General features: G+C 40.8%; 27 protein-coding genes. 7 read left to right on the top strand and 20 right to left on the bottom strand.

What is annotated here, in order from left to right:
- Positions 1-5: 5 nt before the first annotated feature.
- The 3 genes from rseP to ACVC7R_RS04370 are packed head-to-tail and all read right to left on the bottom strand — an operon-like array spanning position 6 to position 2,849.
- On the bottom strand, positions 6-1,262 hold the full coding sequence (gene rseP, locus ACVC7R_RS04380) for an RIP metalloprotease RseP (RefSeq protein WP_447263707.1): 1,257 nt from the start codon (positions 1,260-1,262) through the stop codon (positions 6-8).
- A gap of 21 nt (positions 1,263-1,283) precedes the next feature.
- Positions 1,284-2,087, bottom strand: a complete 804-nt coding sequence (locus ACVC7R_RS04375) for a phosphatidate cytidylyltransferase (protein WP_447263706.1) — start codon at positions 2,085-2,087, stop codon at positions 1,284-1,286.
- 9 nt (positions 2,088-2,096) lie between these two features.
- On the bottom strand, positions 2,097-2,849 hold the full coding sequence (locus tag ACVC7R_RS04370) for an isoprenyl transferase (RefSeq protein WP_447263705.1): 753 nt from the start codon (positions 2,847-2,849) through the stop codon (positions 2,097-2,099).
- 213 nt (positions 2,850-3,062) lie between these two features.
- On the opposite strand from ACVC7R_RS04370, the gene ACVC7R_RS04365 reads away from it, so the two are divergent.
- The 5 genes from ACVC7R_RS04365 to ACVC7R_RS04345 all read left to right on the top strand — a co-directional run bounded on the left by ACVC7R_RS04365 (position 3,063) and on the right by ACVC7R_RS04345 (position 10,756).
- Positions 3,063-3,458: a helix-hairpin-helix domain-containing protein gene (locus tag ACVC7R_RS04365; RefSeq protein ID WP_447263704.1), complete on the top strand. Its 396-nt coding sequence runs from the start codon at positions 3,063-3,065 to the stop codon at positions 3,456-3,458.
- Between the two features lie 254 nt (positions 3,459-3,712).
- Positions 3,713-4,282 carry a GNAT family N-acetyltransferase gene (locus ACVC7R_RS04360; protein ID WP_447263703.1) on the top strand — a complete coding sequence of 190 codons (570 nt, stop codon included), beginning with the start codon at positions 3,713-3,715 and terminating at the stop codon, positions 4,280-4,282.
- Positions 4,283-4,308: 26 nt separating this feature from the next.
- Complete coding sequence (locus ACVC7R_RS04355) at positions 4,309-5,154, top strand: hypothetical protein (RefSeq protein WP_447263702.1); 846 nt, start codon at positions 4,309-4,311, stop codon at positions 5,152-5,154.
- An 11-nt stretch (positions 5,155-5,165) separates the two neighbouring features.
- Positions 5,166-7,817, top strand: coding sequence for a valine--tRNA ligase (locus tag ACVC7R_RS04350; RefSeq protein ID WP_447263701.1), 2,652 nt, complete (start codon positions 5,166-5,168; stop codon positions 7,815-7,817).
- A 74-nt stretch (positions 7,818-7,891) separates the two neighbouring features.
- The gene (locus tag ACVC7R_RS04345; protein ID WP_447263700.1) at positions 7,892-10,756 is read left to right on the top strand and encodes a DUF3427 domain-containing protein; all 2,865 of its coding nucleotides are present in this window, start codon (positions 7,892-7,894) and stop codon (positions 10,754-10,756) included.
- A gap of 12 nt (positions 10,757-10,768) precedes the next feature.
- Here ACVC7R_RS04345 and ACVC7R_RS04340 read toward each other — a convergent pair whose 3' ends face one another.
- From ACVC7R_RS04340 to ACVC7R_RS04265, 16 genes are all read right to left on the bottom strand, one after another.
- On the bottom strand, positions 10,769-11,161 hold the full coding sequence (locus tag ACVC7R_RS04340) for a (deoxy)nucleoside triphosphate pyrophosphohydrolase (protein ID WP_447263699.1): 393 nt from the start codon (positions 11,159-11,161) through the stop codon (positions 10,769-10,771).
- A 35-nt stretch (positions 11,162-11,196) separates the two neighbouring features.
- The gene (locus tag ACVC7R_RS04335; protein ID WP_447263698.1) at positions 11,197-11,796 is read right to left on the bottom strand and encodes a response regulator; all 600 of its coding nucleotides are present in this window, start codon (positions 11,794-11,796) and stop codon (positions 11,197-11,199) included.
- Positions 11,797-12,894 (bottom strand): sensor histidine kinase, encoded by a 1,098-nt coding sequence (locus ACVC7R_RS04330; protein ID WP_447263697.1) that lies wholly within the window; start codon positions 12,892-12,894, stop codon positions 11,797-11,799.
- Positions 12,894-13,631: an ABC transporter permease gene (locus ACVC7R_RS04325; RefSeq protein ID WP_447263696.1), complete on the bottom strand. Its 738-nt coding sequence runs from the start codon at positions 13,629-13,631 to the stop codon at positions 12,894-12,896. Before ACVC7R_RS04325 ends, ACVC7R_RS04330 begins: the two co-directional genes overlap by 1 nt.
- Position 13,632: 1 nt before the next feature.
- Positions 13,633-14,517 carry an ABC transporter ATP-binding protein gene (locus ACVC7R_RS04320; RefSeq protein ID WP_447263695.1) on the bottom strand — a complete coding sequence of 295 codons (885 nt, stop codon included), beginning with the start codon at positions 14,515-14,517 and terminating at the stop codon, positions 13,633-13,635.
- Entirely contained in the window at positions 14,504-14,698 is a 195-nt protein-coding gene (locus ACVC7R_RS04315) for a hypothetical protein (RefSeq protein ID WP_447263694.1), read from the bottom strand. Before ACVC7R_RS04315 ends, ACVC7R_RS04320 begins: the two co-directional genes overlap by 14 nt.
- Positions 14,695-14,901 (bottom strand): hypothetical protein, encoded by a 207-nt coding sequence (locus tag ACVC7R_RS04310; RefSeq protein ID WP_447263693.1) that lies wholly within the window; start codon positions 14,899-14,901, stop codon positions 14,695-14,697. The genes ACVC7R_RS04315 and ACVC7R_RS04310 overlap by 4 nt, the downstream gene beginning before the upstream one ends.
- A gap of 126 nt (positions 14,902-15,027) precedes the next feature.
- On the bottom strand, positions 15,028-16,692 hold the full coding sequence (locus ACVC7R_RS04305) for a DAK2 domain-containing protein (RefSeq protein WP_447263692.1): 1,665 nt from the start codon (positions 16,690-16,692) through the stop codon (positions 15,028-15,030).
- A 2-nt stretch (positions 16,693-16,694) separates the two neighbouring features.
- Positions 16,695-17,060, bottom strand: a complete 366-nt coding sequence (locus tag ACVC7R_RS04300) for an Asp23/Gls24 family envelope stress response protein (protein ID WP_447263691.1) — start codon at positions 17,058-17,060, stop codon at positions 16,695-16,697.
- Positions 17,061-17,213: 153 nt separating this feature from the next.
- On the bottom strand, positions 17,214-17,402 hold the full coding sequence (rpmB, locus tag ACVC7R_RS04295; RefSeq protein WP_001140948.1) for a 50S ribosomal protein L28: 189 nt from the start codon (positions 17,400-17,402) through the stop codon (positions 17,214-17,216).
- Between the two features lie 105 nt (positions 17,403-17,507).
- Entirely contained in the window at positions 17,508-18,182 is a 675-nt protein-coding gene (locus ACVC7R_RS04290) for a LiaF transmembrane domain-containing protein (protein WP_447263690.1), read from the bottom strand.
- A gap of 4 nt (positions 18,183-18,186) precedes the next feature.
- Entirely contained in the window at positions 18,187-18,633 is a 447-nt protein-coding gene (locus tag ACVC7R_RS04285) for a LytTR family DNA-binding domain-containing protein (RefSeq protein WP_004250544.1), read from the bottom strand.
- 118 nt (positions 18,634-18,751) lie between these two features.
- Positions 18,752-19,255, bottom strand: a complete 504-nt coding sequence (locus tag ACVC7R_RS04280; protein ID WP_447263689.1) for a phosphatase PAP2 family protein — start codon at positions 19,253-19,255, stop codon at positions 18,752-18,754.
- Positions 19,256-19,368: 113 nt separating this feature from the next.
- Positions 19,369-21,129, bottom strand: coding sequence for an ABC transporter ATP-binding protein (locus ACVC7R_RS04275; protein ID WP_447263688.1), 1,761 nt, complete (start codon positions 21,127-21,129; stop codon positions 19,369-19,371).
- The gene (locus ACVC7R_RS04270; protein WP_447263687.1) at positions 21,119-22,888 is read right to left on the bottom strand and encodes an ABC transporter ATP-binding protein; all 1,770 of its coding nucleotides are present in this window, start codon (positions 22,886-22,888) and stop codon (positions 21,119-21,121) included. Before ACVC7R_RS04270 ends, ACVC7R_RS04275 begins: the two co-directional genes overlap by 11 nt.
- On the bottom strand, positions 22,872-23,333 hold the full coding sequence (locus ACVC7R_RS04265; protein ID WP_447263686.1) for a MarR family winged helix-turn-helix transcriptional regulator: 462 nt from the start codon (positions 23,331-23,333) through the stop codon (positions 22,872-22,874). The genes ACVC7R_RS04270 and ACVC7R_RS04265 overlap by 17 nt, the downstream gene beginning before the upstream one ends.
- Positions 23,334-23,542: 209 nt before the next feature.
- Here ACVC7R_RS04265 and ACVC7R_RS04260 point away from each other — a divergent pair, with 209 nt between their 5' ends.
- Both ACVC7R_RS04260 and ACVC7R_RS04255 read left to right on the top strand, forming a co-directional pair.
- On the top strand, positions 23,543-24,226 hold the full coding sequence (locus ACVC7R_RS04260) for a hypothetical protein (protein WP_447263685.1): 684 nt from the start codon (positions 23,543-23,545) through the stop codon (positions 24,224-24,226).
- 325 nt (positions 24,227-24,551) lie between these two features.
- The gene (locus ACVC7R_RS04255) at positions 24,552-24,731 is read left to right on the top strand and encodes a hypothetical protein (protein WP_447263684.1); all 180 of its coding nucleotides are present in this window, start codon (positions 24,552-24,554) and stop codon (positions 24,729-24,731) included.
- An 89-nt stretch (positions 24,732-24,820) separates the two neighbouring features.
- Here the strand turns inward: ACVC7R_RS04255 and ACVC7R_RS04250 are convergent, their stop codons facing one another.
- Complete coding sequence (locus ACVC7R_RS04250; RefSeq protein ID WP_006146163.1) at positions 24,821-25,537, bottom strand: YebC/PmpR family DNA-binding transcriptional regulator; 717 nt, start codon at positions 25,535-25,537, stop codon at positions 24,821-24,823.
- Positions 25,538-25,613 lie beyond the last annotated feature (76 nt).

The raw sequence follows: 25,613 nt of genomic DNA, 5'->3' as shown, positions 1-25,613 counted from the left end.
AAATTCTAAAAGAAGGTTCGCATGATGTCGTTCCATGTTACAGCGAGCATCAAAACGACCATAATGACAACTCCAACTAGAGTAACATAGGTTTCAATTTCTTGTTTTAGTGGTTTACGACGAATGGCTTCAATAATGTTGAGCACAATTTTCCCACCATCTAGTGCCGGGATCGGAATCAAGTTGAAAATCCCGATATTGATGGAAATCATAGCCAAGAAGAACAAGACATTCTCAAGACCATTTTTAGCAGCATCACTACTTGCCTTAAAGATAGCAACGGGACCACCTAATTTATTCAAATCAGGTTGGAAGATCAAGCTTTTCAAGGCATTGAGAATGCGCAAGGCTGAGTCAGCTGCACTGGTAAATCCACCTACAAACATAGACCAGATATCTGATTTGAGTCTCGGTTGAACCCCTAGAATATAACTTCCTTGGTTCTCAACAGGTGACACACTGACTTGTTTTTCAGTTCCATTTTCAGAAACTGTTACATCCAATACAGGTGCTGTTTTGTCCTTGGTCTCTACTTCAACTGCCTGAATCAAATCTTGCCAGTTACTAATTTCGTGTGAACCGACTTTAGTGATTTGGGCCGTATTGTCAATACCGACCTTGGTTAGTGCACTGTCGGGAAGAATACTGAAGTTATTCGTTTGCGTATCACGAACGCCACCTTGCATGAAAATCAAAATCCAGAAGACGATAACGCCTAAGATGAAGTTGTTCATAGGGCCTGCAAAGTTAGTAATAAGCTTGCCCCAGACAGTCGCATTTTGATACTGAACATCTAGCGGAGCGATACGAACTTCCGTCCCATCAGCTTCTACAATAGTCGCATCATGGTCTACCGAAAAAGTTTTTTCCTCTTCCAAAACCAGACCTGTGATAAAGAGTTTATCCTCAAAATCAAACTGGGTTACCTGCATAGGAAGAGCCGTTTGGTCGACCTTCTTACCAGAAAGATTGATGCGCTTAACCTTGCCATCTTCAGCCAACGTCAAACTTACAGGAGTTCCTGTCTTAATCTCTGTAGCATCCTCGCTCCAACCTGCCATGCGGACATAGCCACCAAGCGGTAGGAGGCGAATCGTGTAAGCAGTACCATCTTTTCCGATATGGGCAAAAATCTTTGGTCCCATACCAATGGCAAATTCACGAACCAGAATTCCAGACTTCTTAGCAAAGTAGAAATGGCCGAACTCGTGGACCACCACGATAATTCCAAAGACAAGGATAAAGGTTAATAATCCTAACATTTAATATCTGTTCACCTTTCCTTAAAATAAGCCAAAGAGGTGCATAATAGGGAAAACGGCTAACATAGAGTCAAAGCGATCCATCACTCCACCATGTCCTGGGATAAAGAACCCTGAGTCCTTGACTCCAAAATGGCGTTTTATGGCACTCTCAATCAAGTCACCCAATTGACCTGCAATACTAAAGAAAATAGCAAAGAGCATCATTTTGTAAATGCCATAAGGAAGAGCAACCGTACTATCCACTAACATAAAGATAAGAGTGACAAGCATGGCAGCTAAAATTCCACCAAAGGCTCCCTCGATGGATTTGTTCGGAGAGACTCTCGGAGCCAATCTTCTCTTACCGAAATTCATTCCTATGAGATAAGCACCACTATCAGTGGCCCATACGATACAGAGGGCCAAGAGGGCTTTATCCAAACCTGCGATTCGAGCATCCACTAAAGCATTGAATCCAAAACCAACATAGAAACTCATGGCAATCGGGTATACAGCATCTTCAATGGTGTAATTCTTGCTAAAAACAGTGCAACCTAACATGATAAAAATCACAACACCATATGCGACAACATTCCCATCTACAGGCAAAAATGTCAAGTAGTTTTCTAGGGGGATTGTCAGTGCAAAAGTCGCTAATAAGGTCAGCAACCCCTCAGGGGTCATGGTGTTTAACCCTTTCATCTGAAGCAACTCATGCACCCCTAGCATAGCTAGAAGTCCCATGGCAATCTGTAACCAAAGCCCCCCAATCATCAAGAGTGGGATAAAGATTGCCAAGGCCAAAACGGCAAATATCGTTCTCTTTAATAAATCCTTTTTCATAACTTTTTCCTAAACTCCTCCAAATCGACGATTGCGGCGATTATACTCTGCAATAGCCTCTTTCAAAGCTTCCTCATCAAAGTCAGGCCACAAAACATCTGTGAAATAAAGTTCACTATAAGCAGCTTGCCAAGGCAAGAAATTGCTCAAGCGAAGCTCCCCACTTGTCCGAATGATTAAGTCCGGATCCCGCAAGACCTTAGGCAAATGACCTGTAAAGAGGTACTCCCCGATCAACTCTTCTGTAATATCGTCTGGACTCACCTTAGCATCCAAAACATCTTGCGCAATCAACTTGACCGCTTGTGTAATCTCAGCTCGTCCACCATAATTGAGGGCAAAGTTAAGAATCAAACCTGTATTTAACTTGGTCAACTCCTCTGCCTTTTTCAAAGCTTCAAACGTTTGTTTTGGCAAGCGATCAGTTTCCCCAATCATTTGGATCTTCATATTCTTTTGGTGCAATTCAGGGACATATTTATCATAAAATTCAACAGGCAGGTTCATGATAAACTTGACTTCCTGGTCTGGCCGTGTCCAGTTTTCAGTCGAGAAGGCATAAACAGTCATCGCCTTGACACCCATATCGCTAGCAGCAATCGCTACCGTTCTCAAAGCATCCATCCCAGCCTTATGACCAAAGACACGTGGCTGCATCCGTTTTTTAGCCCAACGACCATTGCCATCCATGATAACTCCGATATGCGCTGGCACCACTGCTGGTGTTTCTGTTACTTTATCTTTTTTTAAAAATCCAAACATGATTGTATTCCTATTCAAAAATCTATCGCTTCATTATACCATATTTTTCGCTTTTCTTCTATCATCTTCTCTTATTCTAAGGCGGAATCCCCTATAGAACTCCTATCTTTCCAAACGAACAAGCCTTGCATTTCCCAAAGAAAGTTGATACAATTAAACATAAAGATTTATCCTTGTTCAATCACAGGTTTTTTTTATTGAAAGGATCTTATCATGTCAAAAAAACTACAACGTAAAAAACAATTAAGAAACAGCCTTCGTCGTTCAGGTGCATTTTCAAATGCTGTGAACAAGGTTGTCGAAGAAACAAAAAAAGTTGTGAAGCATGCTGAAAAAGCTGCAAATGATGCAGGAAAAGCAGTCTCTAAGCAAGTAGAAAAAGCTGTAGAAGCAACTAAAGAGCAAGCTCAAAAGGTTACGACTTCTGTAGAGGATTTCGCAGCGAATCTAGGCGGACTTTCAGTAGACCGTGCCAAAACTTTCTACGATGAAGGCATCAAGTCTGCTGCTGACTTCAAAAACTGGACAGAAAAAGAACTCCTTTCCTTGAAAGGAATCGGTCCAGCTACAATCAAGAAATTAAAAGAAAACGGCATCAAGTTCAAGTAATCTTTCTTGTTCCTTGCTTTTCCGTAAAAAACTTGTTAAAATAAAGCCATTAGAGGTGTTTTGAGTCCCACATTTTACAGGAAGTGGCGGAGCTGAGAAGTCCACAAATGTGTCAAAACTAGTTGCTAATGGATGAAAATGAAATAAACAAAGTTGCGGGCTCTGCCCGAAATTGGGTGGTACCGCGGATTAAACACATTCGTCCCTGTCATGTAGATGGCAGGGCGATTTTTTGTAGAAAGCGAGGAAGAAGGATGACAAGAGCTGAACTGCCAGAACGAATAGAGACTGAGCGACTCGTCTTGCGCGTCCGTACCGTGGCGGATGCCGAGGATATCTTTGACTATGCTAGTCTCCCAGAGGTCTCTTATCCAGCGGGCTTTCCACCCGTTAAGACCTTGGAAGATGAGATTTATTATCTAGAGCATATCCTTCCTGAACGCAATCAAAAGGACAATCTCCCAGCAGGTTATGGAATTGTGCCCAAAGGGACTAATAATGTTATCGGTTCTGTTGACTTCAATCATCGTCACGAAGACGATGTGCTGGAGATTGGCTATACCTTGCACCCTGACTATTGGGGTCGAGGATATGTTCCAGAAGCAGCGAGTGCCTTGATTGACCTAGGATTTAAAGAATTGGGTCTTCACAAGATAGAATTATCTTGCTTTGGCTCCAATGACCAAAGTCAACGAGTTGCAGAGAAGCTTGGCTTTACCCTTGAAGCTCGCATAAGGGATCGAAAAGATGCCCAAGGCAATCGTTGTGATGATTTGAAATATGGCTTGCTGAGGAGTGAGTGGGAGGACGGTAATAACTGTTAGTTGAACTGTTCGATAATTTCGAACAGTTGGGACTTATTAAAGAATTTCGAAAGCGAGGTGAAAAATTGGAAACAAGCCAGATTATTACTCTGATCAGTGGAGCTGGTATAGGAGCTGTCCTAAGTGCATTTTTAACCTTCATAAATAGTAGCAAAAAGAATAAACTTGATTTTATAACTAAAGAGCGTTCAGAGTGGAGGAGAGAAATTAAGTCAATTATAGTTGATTTATTAGGTGGAAATAATCGATCTTCTGCAATAAAAAGGCTTGAAACACAGTTAAATCCTTATGGGAGATATATCTCTAAAGAAGATAGATATAACTTTTACATGAACGATGGCCATATTTGGGAGTTGGTTGATAATTTTGATTATTCAAATCAAAGTGTAAAATTATTAACTAAATATCTAGAAATACTTTTAAAATATGATTGGGAAAGATCAAAACGTGAAATAAAAGTCGATGTTTTTAATAGTTTTATATACTTTATTCTTATTATCGGCTCTTTATCCAATTCTCTCTTACTACTCTTTAAAATAAACGATTTAAGTCAAAGTATAGTTCTTGCGATATCCTCTTATATTATGGTGGCTGGTATATTCTATCTTGAAAAAGTTACTAGGAACTTTAAAAAAAAGCTTATACGTAATACTATTTATATTATGCTACTTTCTCTATCTATGTATTATAGTATAGAAGGGCTATTATATTGGGTAATCCCTCAAGAAAAAATGGATTTAAATAGTTTTCTTGTCACACTTTTGATATCAGTATTAATAATGAGTATAGAATTCAAAATTTTTATAAACACTAATGGTGAGGAAGAAAATTATATGAACCTCATTGATTATATTAAAAACAATTTAAATTAAGGAGAACACACATGTCTAAAGAACTTTCACCTAAATACAATCCAGCCGAGGTTGAGGCTGGTCGTTACCAAAAATGGCTTGACGAAGATGTTTTCAAGCCTTCAGGCGATCAAAAGGCTAAGCCTTATTCAATCGTGATTCCACCACCAAACGTGACTGGGAAACTTCACCTTGGCCACGCTTGGGATACAACTTTGCAAGATATCATCATCCGTCAAAAACGCATGCAAGGTTTCGATACCCTTTGGCTTCCTGGTATGGACCACGCGGGGATTGCCACTCAAGCTAAGGTTGAGGAGCGCTTGCGTGGTGAGGGCATTACGCGTTATGACCTTGGTCGTGAAAAATTCCTTGAGAAAGTCTGGGAATGGAAAGACGAATATGCCACTACTATCAAGGAACAATGGGGCAAGATGGGTCTCTCTGTAGACTACTCTCGCGAGCGTTTCACTCTTGACGAAGGCTTGTCAAAAGCGGTTCGTAAGGTCTTCGTGGACCTCTACAAGAAAGGCTGGATTTACCGTGGTGAGTTTATCATCAACTGGGACCCAGCAGCTCGCACAGCCCTTTCTGATATCGAGGTGATTCACAAGGATGTCGAAGGTGCCTTCTACCACATGAACTATATGCTGGAAGACGGTTCACGCGCCCTTGAAGTTGCGACCACTCGTCCTGAGACTATGTTCGGAGACGTAGCCGTTGCAGTTAATCCAGAAGACCCACGCTACAAGGACTTGATTGGTAAAAACGTCATCCTTCCAATCGCTAATAAATTGATCCCAATCGTTGGGGATGAGCATGCAGATCCTGAGTTTGGTACTGGTGTCGTGAAAATCACACCTGCCCACGATCCAAACGACTTCTTGGTTGGTCAACGCCACAACTTGCCACAAGTCAACGTCATGAACGACGACGGAACTATGAATGAGCTTGCCTTTGAATTTGCAGGCATGGACCGTTTTGAAGCTCGTAAGGCAGTCGTTGCTAAGTTGGAAGAAATCGGTGCCCTTGTTAAAATCGAAAAACGTGTCCACAGTGTTGGTCACTCAGAGCGTACTGGAGTTATGGTTGAGCCACGCTTGTCAACGCAATGGTTCGTCAAAATGGACCAGTTGGCTAAGAATGCCATTGCCAACCAAGACACAGAGGACAAGGTAGAATTCTACCCACCTCGTTTCAACGATACCTTCCTCCAATGGATGGAAAATGTCCACGACTGGGTAATCTCTCGTCAGCTCTGGTGGGGTCACCAAATCCCTGCTTGGTACAATGCCGAGGGTGAAATGTACGTCGGAGAAGAAGCTCCAGAAGGTGACGGATGGACTCAGGACGAAGATGTCTTAGACACTTGGTTCAGTTCTGCCCTCTGGCCATTCTCAACTATGGGCTGGCCTGATGTGGACTCAGAAGACTTCAAACGTTACTTCCCAACTTCAACCTTGGTAACAGGTTACGATATCATCTTCTTCTGGGTGTCTCGTATGATCTTCCAATCTTTGGAATTCACTGGCCGTCAACCATTCCAAAACGTTCTGATCCACGGTCTTATTCGTGACGAGCAGGGACGCAAGATGTCTAAGTCTCTAGGTAACGGGATTGACCCAATGGATGTCATCGAGAAATACGGTGCCGATGCCCTTCGTTGGTTCCTTTCAAACGGTTCTGCACCAGGGCAAGATGTGCGCTTCTCTTACGAGAAAATGGATGCTTCATGGAACTTCATTAACAAGATTTGGAACATCTCTCGCTACATCCTCATGAACAATGAAGGCTTGACCCTTGAGCAAGCAACGGCCAATGTCGAAAAAGTTGTCAACAAGGAAGCTGGAAATGTCACAGACCGCTGGATCCTCCACAACCTCAACGAAACAATCGGAAAAGTCACTGAAAACTTTGATAAATTTGAGTTTGGTGTCGCTGGCCACATCCTCTACAACTTCATCTGGGACGAGTTTGCGGACTGGTACGTAGAGTTGACCAAGGAAGTCCTTTATAGCGATAACGAAGAAGAGAAAGTTGTTACACGTTCTGTTCTCCTTTACACTTTGGACAAGATCCTTCGTCTCCTCCACCCAATCATGCCATTCGTGACAGAGGAAATCTTTGGACAAATCTCAGAAGGTTCTATCGTTACAGCAGAATACCCAACTGTCAACCCAGCCTTTAAAGACCTTGCGGCCCACACTGGTGTAGAAAGCCTCAAAGACTTGATCCGTGCCGTGCGGAATGCGCGTGCGGAAGTAAACGTTGCTCCAAGCAAGCCAATCACCATCCTTGTTAAGACAAGCGATAGCGACTTGGAAGCCTTCTTTAACAGCAATGTCAACTACATCAAACGCTTCACAAATCCAGAACACTTGGAAATCGCATCAAACATCCCTGCACCTGAACTCGCGATGTCAAGCGTCATCACAGGAGCAGAAATCTACTTGCCACTCGCTGACCTCCTTAATGTCGAAGAAGAACTAGCTCGTCTCGACAAGGAACTGGCTAAATGGCAAAAAGAACTGGATATGGTTGGTAAGAAGCTCTCTAACGAACGCTTTGTAGCCAATGCCAAACCAGAAGTCGTCCAAAAAGAACGCGACAAACAAGCCGACTACCAAGCCAAGTATGACGCGACCGTAGCACGCATTGATGAGATGAAGAAGTTAGTGAAATAAACACAGAAACACGGCGACTTGCCGTGTTTTTTTGGTATAATGGAAATATTAAAACAGTAGAAAAGAGAAGGTCTATGCCAGAAGGTGTTGCATTATTTCAAGATACCTTGATCAAATCTTTAAAGTTTGGTTTTATTGATAATGTTAAATTTCAAGAAGGAGGATACTCTCCTCAAATATTAATCAATGATCCAGAATCAAAGCGCTATGTATTAAAGGATATTCAAGAAGAATTATCTAAATGCCAGGCCTTTTATATTTCTGTAGCATTTATTACCCAATCAGGGATTGCTCTGATAAAATCCCAATTATCCGATTTAATGGATAAAGGAATAAAAGGTAAAATTCTTATATCTCCTTATCTTGATTTTAATGATCCAGTTGCCATGCAAGAATTACTCAAGTTAAAAAATGTTGAAGTTCGGCTTACTCCAGAGGATCTACAGATGCATGCTAAATTTTATCTTTTTGAACATGAGGGGAAACAAGTTCTTATTTCTGGAAGTTCAAATTTAACTCATAATGCATTGAAGATTAATTACGAATGGAATATAAAATTAACTTCAACTCACAACGGGGAGTTAATCCAAGCTACTAAAAAAGAATTCGAAAAAATTTGGGAAAAATCCGATATTTTAACAGTAGAGAAGATTGATTCTTACGCTAGAAAGCGTAAGAAAACAATTCGAGTGGACCAGATTCGAGAAGAGGAAATAGCAGAATATCAAGTATCAAGCATTGAACCCAACAAGATGCAAAAAGAAGCATTGAAAGGTCTGCAGGCTATTCGCGATTTAGGGAAAAAGAAAGCTTTAGTTATCAGTGCTACAGGGACAGGGAAAACGTATTTATCAGCTTTTGATGTTCAACAATTTGAACCAAAAAGAATGCTATTTATCGTTCATAGGGAGCAAATTCTCCAAAAGTCTTTAAAGGATTTTCAAAAGGTTTTACAGTTCCCAGAATCAGAAGGTTTGATTTATCATTCTGGAGCAGATTTGACAAATAAGAAGTATATTTTTGCGACGATTCAAACATTATCCCGTGATTCTCATTTAAATCTATTTTCAGAAGATTATTTTGACTATATTTTAATTGATGAGGTTCATAAAGCTGGAGCTGATTCATACAAAAAAGTGATGGCGCATTTCAATCCAGAATTCTTCTTAGGAATGACGGCCACTCCAGAACGGACGGATGGACAAAATATTTATGAATTATTTGACTACAATATAGCCTATGAAATTCGTCTGCAGGATGCTCTTGATAATAATATGCTTTGTCCATTTATTTATTTTGGGGTAAAAGATATAGAGATAGATGGACATCTAATCGATGAAAAGACAAATATATCAAACTTAACATCTAACGAACGAGTTAAACATATTCTGCAAAAGATTGATTTTTATGGTGTCAGTGGAGAAAAAGTAAAAGGTTTGATATTTTGTTCCTCAAAACAGGAAGCACATGAGCTATCTTTAAAATTGAATCAGCATGGGAAAGCTTGTCGAGCATTGACAGGCGATGATAATATTGAAACAAGAAATAAGGTAGTTTCTCAACTCGAAAAGGGGGAGCTAGACTACATTTTAACAGTGGATATTTTTAACGAAGGGATTGATATTCCTTCTGTCAACCAGGTAGTCATGTTAAGAAATACTCAGTCTAGTATTGTTTTTGTTCAACAACTGGGACGTGGTCTTCGTAAACATGAGAGTAAAGAATATGTCACGATCATTGATTTTATTGGTAATTATAAGAATAACTATCTAATTCCAATCGCTTTATTTGGTGATAAATCAATGAATAAAGATAATTACCGAAGAGAGCTAAGAGAACCCAATATCTTAAATGGCCTAACAACTATCAATTTTGAAGAAGTTGCTAAAGAACAAATCTTTAAGTCTATTTCCAATACAAATCTTTCCAATCGAGCTATCCTAAAAGAAGCCTATATGGAAACGAAGAATCGCTTGGGACGTACTCCAAATCTCAGTGATTTTTGGAAACTAGATAGTCTAGATCCCTACGTTTTCTTTGATACTTTTAATCATTATGGAGAGGTTATTGCTTCCTTTGAAAAAGATAATCGCTTCATTAAAATTCCTGAATTAAATGGTTTTCTGACTTTCCTCTGCAAAGAACTATCCAATGGTAAACGAAAAGAAGAACTCCATCTTTTAAAAATATTACTAGAAAAAGGGGAAATTCACCGGTCTGAATTTAAACAAATCCTAATAATAAAGCAATTAGGAACCTCTGAACAGTTATTTAAATCTATCGAAAACTGTTTGAACTATAACTTTTTCGTTAAAAGAGATCAAGAAAAGTATGGTTTGTCAGCCTTAAATATTGAAGATAACACTTATAAACTATCAAGAGGTTTTACTCAATTTCTAACAGAAGAATACAAAAAATTTATTTTAGACATCATTCAAACGGGTCTGGAGCGCTCTCAAAAATATCCGCAGGAACCATTGACAGTAGGTGAAAAATACTCTCGAAAAGACGCTGTGCGACTTCTCAATTGGGACAAGGATGAGAGCTCTACTGTGTATGGATACAAGGTTAAACATGGAACGTGTCCTATCTTTGTCACTTATCATAAAGATGGTGATATTACAGAAACAACTCAGTATCAAGATGGATTCTTATCCAACAAAGTCTTTCACTGGTATTCTCGTAGCAATAGAAGCTTTAAGTCTAAAGAAGTTGCTGAGATTATGCAATCTAATCAAACTGGCTTGGCTCTTCATCTCTTTGTAAAAAAAGAAGACGGTGAAGGAAGTGATTTCTATTATCTAGGCCCAGTTAGTTATTTGGAAGATAGCGCTATTGAAACTAGGATGCAGGATGGAAAAACTCCTGTAGTTACAATGAATTTTGAATTAGCCAATGAGGTTTCTTCCACACTTTATGATTATTTAACAAAAAAATAAGAGAATAATCTCTTATTTTTTTGTTAAGTGCTCTACAGCTGGACGGTCAACTGGAGCCCAATTGAGAGTATCTAGTTCATTAGGAGCTAACCAAGTTGAATTTTGATGTTCAAGCAACTCTAGATTCCCTGATATTAGCTTTGCATGATAGGTCTTCATGACAACTGTCCCAAAATCATAATCATATGAAGCTTCATTGATGTAAGAAACAATCTCAATTTCAGAATTTAGCTCTTCTTTAATTTCACGGACTAAAGCTTGTTCAGGAGATTCTCCTATTTCTAATTTCCCACCTGGAAATTCCCAAAAACCTCCCAAACTTTTTCCTTCGGGTCTTTGTGCACAAAATATTTTACCATCTCGTTCTATGGCTGCTGCAACAACATTTATTATTTTTTTTGACATAAGTTATCTCCGATAATTTTTTCTTACTTCTCCCCTCACAACCAGCCTTCTTCTTCGGCAGTTTTGGCTGCTTCGGTTCGGTTGCTTGCACCTAGTTTGGAGAGGATATTGGTCATGTAATTACGGACCGTGCCGTTTGAGAGGTAGAGCTGGTCCGCAATTTCTTGGTTAGACAGGCCTTGGGCTACTCCATGTAGAACGGCCACTTCCTGCTCGGTCAAGGGGTTGGGATGGGTCATCATGACTTCCATGAGTTCTGGAGAATACTCCTTTCGCCCCTCTAGCACCGTATGCAGGGTTTGCATGAGCTCGGCGATGCTCCGTTCTTTCAAGACATAGGCGTCTACTCCTGCTTTGACCGCTCGTTCAAAATAACCTGGGCGTTTAAAGGTCGTAACGATAACCACCTTGGTTTCAGGCACTTCTTGTTTAATCCACTCGAGTGCTTCTAGTCCCGTCTTGACTGGCATTTCGACGTCAAGGATGGCAATATCTACCGCTTCTTTCCCCAAAACCTCGATAGCCTCGGCTCCATTTTTTGCCTGCAAGACAGCCTCCACATCTGGTTGAAAGCTCAAGAGTTGACACATGGCATCTCTAAGCATACTTTGATCTTCTGCGACTAATACTTTCATCTACTTTCTCTCCTTATAAGGCAGATGCACGCGCACTTCTGTGGGATCTTTCAAACTGACCAGCTCTACTTGACCTGAGAAGGCTGCTGCACGGTCACGGACTGTATGGAGTTCATTCCCTTTTACAGTTGCAAAACCTTTCCCATCATCTCTAACTGTCAATAGCAATTCCTGGTCTGTGCGTTCCAGTTTTAGATAGGCTTTTTCAGCGCTGGCATGCTTGATGATATTGGTCGCCAGTTCTAACAAAATCATAGCGGCTGTCGACTCTATATCCTGAGTCAGGCTAGCCTTGTCCAACTGATTATCAACCTCAACTTCAATTCCAGCAATCTCCAGCATCTTTTTGACAGTCTCAAGCTCTGATGCTAGGGTCCGTGATTTCAGATTTTCTACAATGGTTCGTACTTCATTCATGGAATCCTTGCTGATCTGGTGAATTTCTTTTAATTCCTTCTCCACCTGTGGATAGGCCTGCATCTGAAATAACTGCAAGGCCAGATCTGTCTTGACACTCAGCATAGCAAAGGTATGCCCCAGACTATCATGCAAATCCTGACCGATACGACTGCGTTCATTTTCAGCAAGCAATAAATTTATCTGAGCATTTTGCTTGGCCTGAGCTTCTTTCAAATCCTCGACAATGCGAATCCGAACCAAACCCAATGTCATCAAATCGACAAAAGTAAGAATCCCAAGCTCAAAGGCTACAGCCTCAGTTTCGACTGACTGAAACATCATGAGTTGTCCAACAACAAGAACTTGAGCAAGGAGAAAAGTCCAGACATGAAGAGAACGTAGACTCCGCACCCTGAAATGATAAATTAAGAGATTAGAAAGGTAAAAGAAAAACCAGATATAATTAACAGCAACAAAGGCAGTATTCCCAACTACATAAGTCAGCATGAGGCCCCAATATAGCCAAGATAGGCGCTGGCTCTTAGTTGTTAAAACACCCAAATACGCCACTACAAATAGAATATCAATCAATAAATGCCAGGCAGAAAGCCACCCAGTCACTACAGGTAGGATGGGGAAAATCATAAAAATTAAACTGGCCCAAAACATATAGTGTATGCTTTTCAGTCTTTCAAGCATTAAGCATTCTCCTTATGACCTTGAAGGTAAATGGTCAAACCAAACAAAACAGCTGAAAAAACAAGTAGATAAATTGTGGCTGATAGATTGATGCCACCCTCATTTAAGAAGGTCTTGATCAATTCCATCAACTGATAGCTTGGTAGTCGCTTCCCGATTGCTTGCATCCAGTCTGGAAATAAAGAGACGGGCATCCAGAGTCCGCCTAAAACAGCCAAGCCAAAGTAAAGAAGATTGCCCACGACAGACATCAGCTGACTGGACGGCAAGAGAGTCAGGGTTAAGCCAAGTGCTACAAAGGCAACACTTCCTACTATCAGCAAGAACGCAGCCCCAATCCAGTTTCCAAGAGACATATCCACACCTCTTACAAAATGCCCAACTGAGAAAACAACCAGAATTGAGACCAAATAATCAACCATCATACTTGTTATCTTTGATAGATAATATTCTACCATATTTACAGGGCTATGACGTAATATTTTCTGCCAGTTGTTGATCTTGTCGGTATGTAAAACAACTGGAAATGAAAAGATAGCGGTCGACATCATGGAAAAGGCTGTCATGGAGATGAGGTAGTCGCGCATAAAATTAGCTGGTCCACCAGGTGTGTCCTGGTACATACCTGAAAAGAATAAATAGAAGGCTGTCGGCATCCCTACGGATAATAGATAATAGACTAGTTGCCGTTTGGTTAATAGGAATTCTATCTTATTTAATGCGATCCATCGTTTCATCTTAGTCATCTCCCTTTTGTGTTTCTTCAAAGATTGTATCCATCAAACTACGGTTATTAACTTCAATTTCTTGTATACTACATCCTGCTTGGACTAACAGTTGCCAGAAAGCATTTGCCTCTCGTGTGACTACTTGCAGAGCATCTTGTTTTTGTGACCAGTTTTCAACCAAGTTAGACTGCTCAACGACTTCCTTGTAAGCCAAAGGAAGAATAAAATGCTTTTCAATCTCCTCACTGCGCATGGCTAGAGGCGTCGTATCACGAATCAACTCTCCCTTATTTAAGACCAGAATCCGGTCAGCCGTATGCTCTACCTCTTCGATATAATGGGAGGAATAGAGAATGGTGACACCCTGCGCTTTTAGATCCTGGACAATTTCCCAAAAACGTTGACGAGTTGAGGTATCCATGGCAGCAGTCGGTTCATCTAAAAAGACAAGCTTTGGTCGGCCAATCAAGGTCAAGACAAAAGAGAAGAGACGCTTTTGCCCGCCTGACAATTTTTCTGCGAATTGCTCTTTTTGTTGCTGGCCAAACTGCAATAATTGATCGATTTCTTGGTTGCTCAAGGGATTTGGATAAATGCTTTGAAAGAAAGCAATCAACTCCTTTACCTTTAATTTCTGAACGATGACATTTTCTTGAGGCAGGTAGCCTCTAATATAGTCTAACTGAGAACTCGTCACTGGTAAGCCTTGGATGGATACTTGACCGCTTGTGACCAGTTTATCTCCAAGCAAACAGTCCAAGAGTGTTGTCTTTCCAGCACCATTGGGCCCAATCAAGGCGACGCATTCACCTTCAGCTACCTCAAAGGAAATATCCTTCAAAATAGCCTTTCCCTTGATGTTTTTATCTAAGCCTTGAACCTTAATCATGTTCATGATATTCTCCTTTAACCCACTCCTTACCCATCGGAAAGGCGATAAAAATCATAAATCCTAATCCCCAGGCACCACGGATGAATTGGTGAAGGAAGGCTTGATCAAACCAACCTGTAAACATTTCTACCAACCATACCACTAGTGACAGTCCAATAAAAAGATAGAGAATCACTTTTTTCATTTTTCAAACTCCTTTTTCACATCTAAGACCAATTTCAAACCTTCTCGGATCAACCAAGACATCATTCCAAAACCTGCAAATAACTCCCAAGGAAAATGATAGAAGCCTTCATCCAACCCAGAAAACATGAGATAAGTCATGACTCCTGCTGCTACTAAACTCATTGCGACAATTACTTTATGTTTCATTTTTTCTTCCTCCATTTGATACATCTAGTATATCTCTTTGAAGCGTGTGTCACTAGAAGCTTCTGTCATGAGGAAATATGACAAATGTCACAAAAAAAGAAAGTTGATTTCTCAACTTTCTTTTTTTCTATTATTTAATCTTTATTCCACACTGAAAAGATATGGGTAAACTGGTTGTTGACCCTGGTGGATTTCTACTTCGACATCTTCGAATTCTTCTGCGATTTCTTGGGCAATTTGGTTAGCCAATTCTTCGCTTCCGTCTTCACCGATATAGAAAGTCACGATTTCACTGTCTTCGTCCAACATGTGTTTCAAGGTTTCAGTCAAGGTTTGGTGCATATCAGGATTTGATACGAGAATCTTACCATCCACCATACCAAGATTGTCATTTTCATGAATTTCTAGACCATCGATAGTCGTGTCACGAACAGCTGTTGTTACACTACCGCTGACAACGTCTCCAAGGGCTGCAGTCATGCGTTCTTGGTTTTCTCCGATAGACTTGCTTGGGTCAAATGCTAGAAGGCTAGTCAATCCTTGAGGAATTGTACGAGCTTCTACTACAACAGCTGGTTGTTCCAATACTTCAGCTGCAGATTGAGCTGCCATGAAGATATTTTTGTTGTTTGGCAAGAAGATGATGTTACGAGCGTTGACTTTCTCAACGGCCTTGACAAAGTCTTCTGTAGAAGGGTTCATGGTTTGTCCACCCTCGATGACATAGTCCACACCTTGAGCACGGAAGATATCTGCCAAGCCTTGTCCAGCTACTACTGCGATAAGGGCGTACTCTTTTTCTTCAGCTGGTTTGATGACTTGAGCTTCTTTTTCTACTTGCGCTTCGTGTTGGTTACGCATGTTATCGACTTTAACCTTGACCAAGCTACCATATTTGAGACCTTCTTGCATCACAAGTCCTGGATCTTCAGTATGAACGTGAACTTTAACGATTTCATCATCATTGACAACAAGCAATGAATCTCCAAGTTCGTTCAAGTAGTTACGGAATTCTTCGTAGTCAAACTCTTTAGCATAAGTTGGACCTTGCTTGAGGGCAACCATGATTTCAGTACAGTAACCAAAGGTAATGTCTTCTGTTGCCACATGTCCAGCTACAGATTTATGGTGTTCTGCATTGATCATCTCACCCATATTAGCTGGAGTTGCTACAAAGTCTTCAGACGCGCTGTATTCACCAGTAAGAGCTGAAAGGAAACCTTCATAGATGAAGACCAAACCTTGACCACCTGAGTCCACAACGCCAACTTCCTTCAAAACTGGAAGCATATCCGGAGTTTTAGCAAGGGCTGCTTTAGCTCCTTCCAAGGCTGCACGCATAACTTCAACTGCGTCATCTGTCTGCTCAGCTTTTTTCTTAGCACCGATAGCAGCTCCACGTGATACCGTCAAGATTGTTCCTTCAACTGGCTTCATAACAGCCTTGTAGGCAACCTCAACACCTGATTGGAAGGCAAGAGCTAGGTCTTTCCCTGTTAGCTCTTCTTTTGTCTTGATCGCTTGTGAAAATCCACGGAAAAGCTGAGAAGTGATAACTCCAGAGTTTCCACGCGCACCCATCAAAAGACCTTTAGCCAAGATGCTTGCAGCCTCACCAACAGTTGAAGCTGGTTTGTCTGCTACTTCTTTAGCACCATTTTCGATCGTCATTCCCATATTTGTTCCTGTATCTCCGTCTGGAACTGGGAAGACGTTCAATGAATTGACATATTCGGCTTGCTTGTTCAAACGAGTTGAAGCAGCCTGTACCATTTCTTGAAATAAGCTTGTAGTAATGTTTGACACGATTATTCTCCTACAACTTTGATATTTTGAATGTAGACATTCACAGTTTGAGCAGTGATCCCAAGTTGGTTCTTTAAGCTAAAGCGAACACGTTCTTGGATGTTTTTTGAAACTTCACTGATTTTTGTACCGTAGCTCAATACAGTATATACATCAACTGCAATACTACCGTCTTCAGCTGCTTTAACGACTACACCTTTTGAATAATTTTCCTTACCAAGAAGGGCTTGGAAATTATCTTTGAGGGCATTTTTACTAGCCATACCGACTACACCAAAAATTTCAGTTGCTGCACCACCTACAACAGTAGCGATCACATCATCTGTCAGTTCGACTTGACCATCTTTTGTATTAATTTTTACAGTCATTTTTTTTACCTCAAATAGTTGATACTCTATTTTATCATATTTCAGCCCAACTGTAAAAGCAGAATGATGTATCGGCGGATATTTACTTGATTTTTCAAATGATTTCAGCTTTCGAGTAAAAGAAAAAAGACCCCTTAGGTCTTTTCATATTTATTAAACGCGTTCTACTTTTCCTGATTTCAAAGCACGAGCTGAAGCCCAAACTTTTTTAGGTTTACCATCGATAAGAACAGTAACTTTTTGAAGGTTTGGTTTTACGGCACGTTTAGTTTGGTTCATCGCGTGTGAACGGTTGTTTCCTGATACAGTCTTACGACCTGTAAAGTAACATACTTTAGCCATTGTGTTTTCCTCCTATTAGATCTAATATAGCGGATGTGCTAGCACCACATACCGTACTATGTTATCACACTTTCTCCATTTTGGCAAGGGAATTGGAAGATTTTTTTATTTGACGTAGACAACTTCTAATTTACCAAAAGCCACCTCTCCACGGACAATCAGGGTCTTACTTGTAGGAGCTACCGGAGCATCTGCCTTGGCTACTCCACAAGAAGTCTCCACCTTCAGATCTACTCGCCAGTGTTGGGGCACATAGATAACTGCATTTCCTAAGTTGACTTCTACCTTCAAGGTTGCACTATCGCCTAACATCTCTGCATTGTCATAATAGATCTTGGCATTCCCACAGCTAACTTCAAACTGGTCTTCTACCAAATCTTGGTCCTGTTTGTAAAAGGTTCCACTACCAAAGGTAACTTCCTTCTCTGTCAGAATAGTCTTTTCAGCGTCATACCACCATTTTTTACTGTCCCATGTTTTGTTCGAATTAGTCAGCATACTTACTCCAAGCACGATGAGAACACTTGCCCAGAACAATGATTGATTGGGAAGCGGTAAAATGTCATAAAAATGATTAGCAATCATGAGGGCCACTAGGGCTGTAAAGGAGGCTGAAGTGAAATGACGACGAAGGATTGCCTCAACTGATTGATAGGCAAAAAATCCAATACCGATCAAAGGCCAAATTTTCCCTTCAAGTGAAGGGATTCCAAAATTCCCCTGTAATAATACTAAAGCTGCCAATACTAGCAACACAATACCAAATGCTTTCTTTTTCATGTTCTTACCTCATGTTTCTTAGATTTTCTTTTAGGAGGGATTGGTAGTGCCGTGACACGTGAACCTCCTTGTGGGTTTGATAAAAGGAAATAGTGCCTGTCCCTGAGAAGGACTTGTCCACCGAGTAGACCTGACGGATATTGGCAATGGTCGACTTGGAAACCCTACTGAAATAACGTGGCAGGATGGACTCTAGTTCATAGAGCTTGAGTCTCACCTCGTAGGCCTCTTTCTGGGTGTGGGCGTAAATCTTGCTACCTTCTGTCTCAAAAAAGAGAATTTCTGCCAAGTCTAAGTAGTACTCACCCGTCCCCTTGTAAAAAATTAGCCTAGGAGCCTTGGTTTCTTGCAAGAGTCGTTGCAAGTCAGCTATCTCATCTGTCAGGGCTGCAGCCTTGATGACAATCTCTGTCTCAGTTAATTCACTATCAATCTCGATTCGTAACTTCATCCTATCTCCTTTCTGCATCTACTATACCAAAGCCTAAAAGACTTTACAAGGGCAAAAAAGCAAGTGGTCATTTTTGCCCCGTAAGTGGTTACGAGGCCAAGCCCACTTGCTTAACTTTTTAGAACATAAAGAAAAGAATTCCCCAGAGGAGGCCACAGGCGTAGCCAACTAGAACATCCTTAGGATAATGAACACCACCCAAGACTCGCACAAGACCGAGAAAAGCTGACAAGACCAATAAAATCAATCCCACAGGCAGATTCGCATGTAAGCAGGCCATGGAGATAATGGTCGCTGAAAAGACATGGCGACTAGGCATTGAATTCCCAGAACTGTCCTTGTCTAATAGTGGGACAATTCCCCAAGTTTCATAGGGACGGGGTTGATTGATCCACTTACGAACTAGCGTTAATAGGACAAAGCCTAAAGCTGGAACTAAGATATAGGCAGAAAGTTCTTTCCCAACCCCGTTACTTACAAAGTTTGTTCCCAACAAGGTCAAGTAAGCTAAGGGCATCAGAACTGTCATCATGCGATTAAAGACTCGCATCAATTGCAATAATTGTGGATGTCGAAGAAGATTTGATTTCCTCTTCTCGTACCACTCTTGATAGTTTTTCATCTGTTTTCTCGTTGTTTCTAGATTTTACACAAGAAGCCTGACAGAACGAGTCTGCTAGCATCTCCTACTCTAGTATAGTGCAGAAAAAGAAGGCCGTCAAGCCTTCTTTTAGTTTATTCTTCTACTTCGCCTTCTGTGAATTGACTATTGTAGAGGTCTGCATAGAAACCACCTTGAGCCATGAGTTCTTCATGATTTCCTTGTTCGATGATATTTCCATCTTTCATGACTAGGATTAAGTCAGCATTACGGATCGTTGACAAGCGATGGGCGATGACAAAGGATGTGCGCCCCTCCATCAAACGGTCCATAGCCTTTTGAATCAACTCCTCTGTACGCGTGTCTACTGAGGATGTCGCCTCGTCTAGAATCAAGAGCGGAGCATCCTTGAGCAGGGCACGAGCAATGGTCAAGAGCTGTTTTTGTCCTACTGAAAGAGTTACAGTATCATCCAAGACTGTATCGTATCCGTCAGGTAAGGTTGTGATAAAGTGATGGATTCCTACTGCTTTGGCAGCTTCAATCACGCGCTCATCACTGATCCCCGTTTGATTGTAGATGAGATTGTCACGAATGGTTCCTTCAAAGAGCCAGGTATCCTGCAAGACCATCGAAAAGGCATCGTGTACTTCTGAACGTTTCATAGTCTTGGTATCCACACCATCAATCCGAATACTTCCCTTATCAATCTCATAGAATTTCATCAAGAGGTTAACAATGGTTGTCTTTCCAGCTCCAGTTGGTCCAACAATAGCGATCTTATGCCCTGCATGTGCTGTCGCAGAAAAGTCGTGGATGATGGTCCGCTCAGGTGTGTAGCCAAATGAAACGCGATCAAAGATTACCTCACCCTTCATGTTGGTCAATTGTCTTTCCTTATGAGATTCGTCTTCCATTTCAGCTTCACCTAGAAACTCAAAGACACGAGTCATAGCTGCACTAGCTTGTTGCAAGCTCGTAATCCCTTGAGCAATCTGTGATAAGGGTTGAGAGAAAGTCCGAACGTAAACCATGAAGGCTACGATAATCCCGATACTGATATGCCCTTCAAGAGCCAAGGCAGCGCCGACGATAATGACTAGAACATAACTAAAGTTGCCTACAAAGATCATGGCAGGCATCATAATTCCAGAGATAAACTGAGATTTCCAGATGCTATCATGTAGATTCTGATTCAAGCCTGCAAATGTTTCTTTTGTTGGTTCCACAGCATTATAGCTGGTCACCACATTGTGGCCAGAGTACATTTCTTCCACATAGCCATTTACAGCTGCTAGGTTATTTTGTTGAGCTTTAAAATAGCCTTGAGATTTAGCCATAATCACTGAAACCGCCGCAAATCCAACAAGGGTTGAAACAACGGTTACCAGCGCCAAAATCCAGTTCATCCCAAACATGGTAATCAAAACAGCAATCAGTAAAAAGCTAGCTGAAAGAACTGTCCCAAGACTTTGGTTGAGAGACTGAGCTGCCGTATCGACGTCATTGGTTACACGAGAAAGGGTGTCCCCTTGAGAATGACGGTCAAAATAAGCAAGAGGCAAGCGATTGATTTTTTCAGCAATAGCTGTCCGCAAACGTTTTGAGAAATGTTGGATACTAGTTGAAAAAATGTAGGCTTGTGTATAGTTAAGGATAATACCAATCACATAGAGGATAACCAAAAAGCTAGCAATACTTGACACAGCCTCTAGGTCAATTCCAGTCATCAACCCATCTGAGATTAAGTTGGTAATTTCTTTGATCTTGGTTGGTCCATACACCGTAATGATGCTTGAGCATACAGCCGCCACAACTGCGATTAGTAGAGGAAGTTGGAGAACTGCTAGAAAAGGTCTACACTGTTTCCATAAGGACATTTTCTTATTTTCCATGTTCCAATTCCTCCTTCGATAGTTGTGAGTAGGCAATTTCTTGGTAAACTTCATTGCTTGCAAGAAGTTCCTTGTGGGTGCCTTGTCCCACGACTTTACCCTGATCCAAGACTAAGATCAGGTCTGCATCCATGATGGTTGAGATGCGTTGGGCAACGATCAACTTGGTCATGGTTTTTGTTTTTTCAGCTAATTCTTGGCGCAAGATACGGTCTGTCTTGTAGTCCAAGGCTGAGAATGAATCATCAAAAATGAGAATTTCAGGCTTACGAGCCAAGGCGCGTGCAATGGCCAAACGTTGTCTTTGACCTCCTGAGAAGTTAGTCCCACCTTGAGCCACTTCTGAAGCTAGACCTGCTTCCTTATCCTCGATAAAGTTTTTAGATTGAGCCAACTCTAGAGCTTGCCACATGGCCGTCTCACTTAGTGGCGTTTCTTGACTCTTACCAAAGTCGAGATTGCCCTTGACATCTCCAGAGAAGAGGACCGCTTTTTGAGGGATATAGCCAACTTTATTCCGCAAGTCTTCCAAGTCATAATCTTGCACATTGACACCGTCGACTAGGATTTCTCCATCTGAAACATCGTAAAAACGTGGTAAGAGATTCACAAGCGTCGATTTACCAGAACCAGTTGACCCGATAAAGGCAATGGTTTGTCCTGCTTCTGCCTTGAAGCTGACATGTTCCACAACTGCTTCTGAGTTTTTAGAGTAGCGGAAGGTTACATCGCGGTATTCCACTTGACCGTTCACAGAAGAGTTCGCCGTCTGTGGATCACTAGGATTCTCAATAGAGGAATAAAGGTCTAGTACTTGATTGATACGTCCTGCAGAAACTATCGTACGAGGAAGGACGATAAAGAGAGCTCCCATGAGCAAGAAGCCCATTACGACCTGCATGGCATAAGACATGAAGACCACCATATCACTAAAGAGTGGTAGACGTTCTGTCAAGCTAGCATCGTTGATAATATAGGCACCAATCCAGTAAATCGCTAAACTCAAGCCACTCGAAATTGCCATCATAATGGGATTCATAATGGCCATCAAGCGGTTAACAAAGAGATTAAGACGAGTTACTTCATCGTTAGCTTCTTCAAATTTCTTATCTTGGTAATCCTCAGCATTGTATGCACGAACCACTCGAATCCCTGTCAAGCTTTCACGGGTGATGCTATTGAGTTTATCTGTCAATTTTTGAATGACAGATTGTTTTGGAAAGGCCAGAGTCATGAGAACAGTTGTCATCAAGACATTGACGATAACAGCTACCACTACTGCCCAGAGCCAGTATTCTGATTTACCAAGAATTTTCCCAATAGCCCAGATAGCCATGATAGGTCCACGAGTGACCACCTGAAGTCCCATGGTAAAGAGCATCTGAATCTGAGTGATATCGTTAGTCGTCCGAGTTAAAAGGCTGGGGATTGAAAAACGTTTAATCTCTGTCTGAGAGTAATCCAAAACACGATTAAAAATATCACTTCGTAAGTGAGTTGTGTAAGATGCCGCAACCCGAGAAGCGAAGAATCCAACTGTTACGGATGATAGAAAAGCTAAAAGCGACAAACCCATCATCTTAATAGCTGGTGACCAAAGTGCATCCAACTGCGTTCCTGGTGTTCCTATTAATGCAGTAATTTCTGAAATATAAGTCGGTACTTCTAACTCGAGATAGACCGAGAAACAGGTAAAAAGAATTGTCAAGAGAATCATGCCCCACTCTTTTCCTGTGATACGCTTAGCGAGTTTCTTCATGATTACCTCCTATTTTTTCTACATTAGCCTGTAGTTGCCCCATAACTTCTTCAAAAATAGCGAGCTTCTCTTCAGAAATACCCTCCAGTAAACTACGGTCAATTCGATCAAAGAATGATTTAACTTGCTTCATCTGAGAGCGTGATTTTTCGGTCAAATGAACAAATTTCGCCCGTTTATCACTTGGACTCGCCTCCAATTCCACCAAACCATTTTGCACCATGCGCTTGACTAAATTACTAGCAACTGACTTGGTAATCTTGAGTTCTTGTTCAATATCCTTGATCAGCGTCAGTTCTTGTTCATGTTCACGACGATCTAAAAAACGGAGGACCTGCCCTTGCGGGCCACCCATAAATTCAATCCCACAACGCTTGGCTTCCTTTTGAACCATGAGGTGTATCTGGTGCCCAAAACGTTTAAAGACCAACATCGGTTTATCCATATTTTCTCCCTTCTAATGTAAAATAGTTCTCTAGAGAACTATTAAGTTTCTATGAGAACTATTTTATCATTTTTAGAAAAGATGTCAAGAAAAAAAGTTTCTTTGAGAACTATTCTGATAAAAATTGACATCAGCTCTTATTTTATCTATAATAAACACTATCTCACACCTATAAGAATACACCCTGATTAGAAATGAGAACATCACAAATGAAACAAAAAGAAGAGAAAATCTTAGGAATATTGGCCATCATCTTTGGAACCCTGGCCCTTCTTGGGTCTTGGCTACCAATCATTAGCATACTAGCGTTTTTCTTCGCTATTGTTGCTATAGCTCTAGGAGTTTTTGGTATCGGCCTTAATCTCAAAAACCGTAAAACACTAGCTATCATCGGAACGAGCCTAGGTATTTTATCCATCTTTCTTGTTTTAATGACGCAAGTATTACCTTCTGGTGTCTTTACTGATTTAGCTAAAAACTTTCGTCACCCATACAGTAGTCTAACCTCTATAACAGAAGATGAGGAATTTGGAAATTTACCAGATTATAAATCAGACGAAGATAAGAACGAAGAAGATAGCGAAGATACCGATACCTTTTCTTGGACCCAGGAGCAATTCGATGCTCTGATAGAAGGTGACACCACAAATAGAGGAAAAGGTGGCTCCAACTACAAAGATATTATCAGCAAGCATGGACTACCGGATTCTGAAATCGAGTCAACCTCAGCTGACTACGAGATTAAAAAAATCACCTATCTTTCCCTTGGGTCAAATACCAAGACAGTCGTACTCACTTTCGCAAAGCAGGAAAACGGCCAGTTTCTTCTCATCCGTAAATTTGCTCTAGGCTTGGATAGAAAAGAACAAACTGACGATGGAGTAAAAGTCTAAAATAACTAAAAAACGAACAGCTTTTAAAAATACCATTACATATATTTACAACGAGTTCCCGTGTATTGTGAAATCTCTATATTTTTAGCTTTAAAATAATTGTTTTTACATCATTTTACAGAGGTTTACGACATTTTTGCCCCTTTTTTGCCCCTTATTTTTTTAAAAAAATTTCACCAAAACGCCTGACTTTCCCGGTGTACCGTGGTATAATCAAGTCTATTTTATCAAATGAAAAGAGAAAAAGCAATGGTTAGTGCAATAGCTATTTTTATAATTGCCATCAATGTATATATTTATCTAAAAAATAAAAAGGACAAATAATATGAGAAAAGTTATTCAAGAATTATTAGACAGTTCGATTTCTACATCTGCTATTTCGCAAGGCGCTGGAGTTCCTTGGACTACTGTTTCTGACCTTAGAAAAGGAAAAACAAGCATGGACAAAATGGCACTTCTCACAGCAGAAAAACTTTATGAATTTGCTATAGCTGATAAGCAGTGATTTCGGTCACTGCTTTTATTTTTGCAAACAAAAAAACCGCCAGCAAAAGCCAGCGGTCTAGTGTAATTAAATTTTGAATTTCTTTCTATTTAGAATCCATCAACGTTGGTGTAGATTTTTTGTACGTCTTCGTCGTCTTCAAGAACGCTGTAGAGTTTTTCAAAGGTTTCCAAATCTTCACCTGACAATTCCACTTCAGACTGAGGAATCATCTCAAGTTCAGTCACTTGGAATTCTTCGATACCAGACTCACGCAAAGCAACGATAGCCTTGTGAAGGTCAGTTGGAGCTGTGTAAACAGTGATTGTTCCTTCTTCTGCTTCTACATCGTCTACATCAACATCGGCTTCAAGCAAGAGTTCAAAGATAGCATCAGCATCGTCACCTGCAAATACGATAACACCCTTGTTGTCAAAGAGGTATGATACAGAACCTGAAGCTCCCATATTTCCACCGTTTTTACCAAAGGCAGCACGAACATTGGCAGCTGTACGGTTAACGTTTGAAGTCAAGGTATCCACGATGAGCATAGAACCATTTGGTCCAAAGCCTTCGTAACGTCCTTCTGTAAAGGTTTCGTCCGTGTTTCCTTTTGCCTTATCGATAGCCTTATCAATAACGTGTTTTGGCACTTGCGCTTGTTTGGCACGATCGATAACGAATTTCAAAGCAGTATTTAGTTCTGGATCTGGTTCACCTTTTTTAGCTGCTACATAGATTTCTACACCAAATTTTGCATATACTTTAGAGTTAGCTCCATCTTTAGCCGTTTTCTTGGCTACGATATTGGCCCATTTACGTCCCATTAGGAATCTCCTTTTTTCACATTTTAATCTTTCTTATTATAACACAAGTCTAGTCGATTTTCACTAGAGGAAATGG

The sequence above is a fragment of the Streptococcus sp. Z554 genome (assembly GCF_053010305.1).
Note: the sequence above shows the minus strand (reverse complement) of the source record. Positions and strands in the feature narration are given on the sequence as shown.

What these genes read in the sequence shown, in the direction of transcription:
- rseP (WP_447263707.1), bottom strand. Translation starts at nt 1,262, where the DNA reads ATGTTAGGATTATTAACCTTTATCCTTGTCTTTGGAATTATCGTGGTG.
- ACVC7R_RS04375 (WP_447263706.1), bottom strand. Translation starts at nt 2,087, where the DNA reads ATGAAAAAGGATTTATTAAAGAGAACGATATTTGCCGTTTTGGCCTTG.
- ACVC7R_RS04370 (WP_447263705.1), bottom strand. Translation starts at nt 2,849, where the DNA reads ATGTTTGGATTTTTAAAAAAAGATAAAGTAACAGAAACACCAGCAGTG.
- ACVC7R_RS04365 (WP_447263704.1), top strand. Translation starts at nt 3,063, where the DNA reads ATGTCAAAAAAACTACAACGTAAAAAACAATTAAGAAACAGCCTTCGT.
- ACVC7R_RS04360 (WP_447263703.1), top strand. Translation starts at nt 3,713, where the DNA reads ATGACAAGAGCTGAACTGCCAGAACGAATAGAGACTGAGCGACTCGTC.
- ACVC7R_RS04350 (WP_447263701.1), top strand. Translation starts at nt 5,166, where the DNA reads ATGTCTAAAGAACTTTCACCTAAATACAATCCAGCCGAGGTTGAGGCT.
- ACVC7R_RS04345 (WP_447263700.1), top strand. Translation starts at nt 7,892, where the DNA reads ATGCCAGAAGGTGTTGCATTATTTCAAGATACCTTGATCAAATCTTTA.
- ACVC7R_RS04340 (WP_447263699.1), bottom strand. Translation starts at nt 11,161, where the DNA reads ATGTCAAAAAAAATAATAAATGTTGTTGCAGCAGCCATAGAACGAGAT.
- ACVC7R_RS04335 (WP_447263698.1), bottom strand. Translation starts at nt 11,796, where the DNA reads ATGAAAGTATTAGTCGCAGAAGATCAAAGTATGCTTAGAGATGCCATG.
- ACVC7R_RS04330 (WP_447263697.1), bottom strand. Translation starts at nt 12,894, where the DNA reads ATGCTTGAAAGACTGAAAAGCATACACTATATGTTTTGGGCCAGTTTA.
- ACVC7R_RS04325 (WP_447263696.1), bottom strand. Translation starts at nt 13,631, where the DNA reads ATGAAACGATGGATCGCATTAAATAAGATAGAATTCCTATTAACCAAA.
- ACVC7R_RS04320 (WP_447263695.1), bottom strand. Translation starts at nt 14,517, where the DNA reads ATGAACATGATTAAGGTTCAAGGCTTAGATAAAAACATCAAGGGAAAG.
- ACVC7R_RS04315 (WP_447263694.1), bottom strand. Translation starts at nt 14,698, where the DNA reads ATGAAAAAAGTGATTCTCTATCTTTTTATTGGACTGTCACTAGTGGTA.
- ACVC7R_RS04310 (WP_447263693.1), bottom strand. Translation starts at nt 14,901, where the DNA reads ATGGAGGAAGAAAAAATGAAACATAAAGTAATTGTCGCAATGAGTTTA.
- ACVC7R_RS04300 (WP_447263691.1), bottom strand. Translation starts at nt 17,060, where the DNA reads ATGACTGTAAAAATTAATACAAAAGATGGTCAAGTCGAACTGACAGAT.
- rpmB (WP_001140948.1), bottom strand. Translation starts at nt 17,402, where the DNA reads ATGGCTAAAGTATGTTACTTTACAGGTCGTAAGACTGTATCAGGAAAC.
- ACVC7R_RS04290 (WP_447263690.1), bottom strand. Translation starts at nt 18,182, where the DNA reads ATGAAAAAGAAAGCATTTGGTATTGTGTTGCTAGTATTGGCAGCTTTA.
- ACVC7R_RS04285 (WP_004250544.1), bottom strand. Translation starts at nt 18,633, where the DNA reads ATGAAGTTACGAATCGAGATTGATAGTGAATTAACTGAGACAGAGATT.
- ACVC7R_RS04280 (WP_447263689.1), bottom strand. Translation starts at nt 19,255, where the DNA reads ATGAAAAACTATCAAGAGTGGTACGAGAAGAGGAAATCAAATCTTCTT.
- ACVC7R_RS04275 (WP_447263688.1), bottom strand. Translation starts at nt 21,129, where the DNA reads ATGGAAAATAAGAAAATGTCCTTATGGAAACAGTGTAGACCTTTTCTA.
- ACVC7R_RS04270 (WP_447263687.1), bottom strand. Translation starts at nt 22,888, where the DNA reads ATGAAGAAACTCGCTAAGCGTATCACAGGAAAAGAGTGGGGCATGATT.
- ACVC7R_RS04265 (WP_447263686.1), bottom strand. Translation starts at nt 23,333, where the DNA reads ATGGATAAACCGATGTTGGTCTTTAAACGTTTTGGGCACCAGATACAC.
- ACVC7R_RS04260 (WP_447263685.1), top strand. Translation starts at nt 23,543, where the DNA reads ATGAAACAAAAAGAAGAGAAAATCTTAGGAATATTGGCCATCATCTTT.
- ACVC7R_RS04255 (WP_447263684.1), top strand. Translation starts at nt 24,552, where the DNA reads ATGAGAAAAGTTATTCAAGAATTATTAGACAGTTCGATTTCTACATCT.
- ACVC7R_RS04250 (WP_006146163.1), bottom strand. Translation starts at nt 25,537, where the DNA reads ATGGGACGTAAATGGGCCAATATCGTAGCCAAGAAAACGGCTAAAGAT.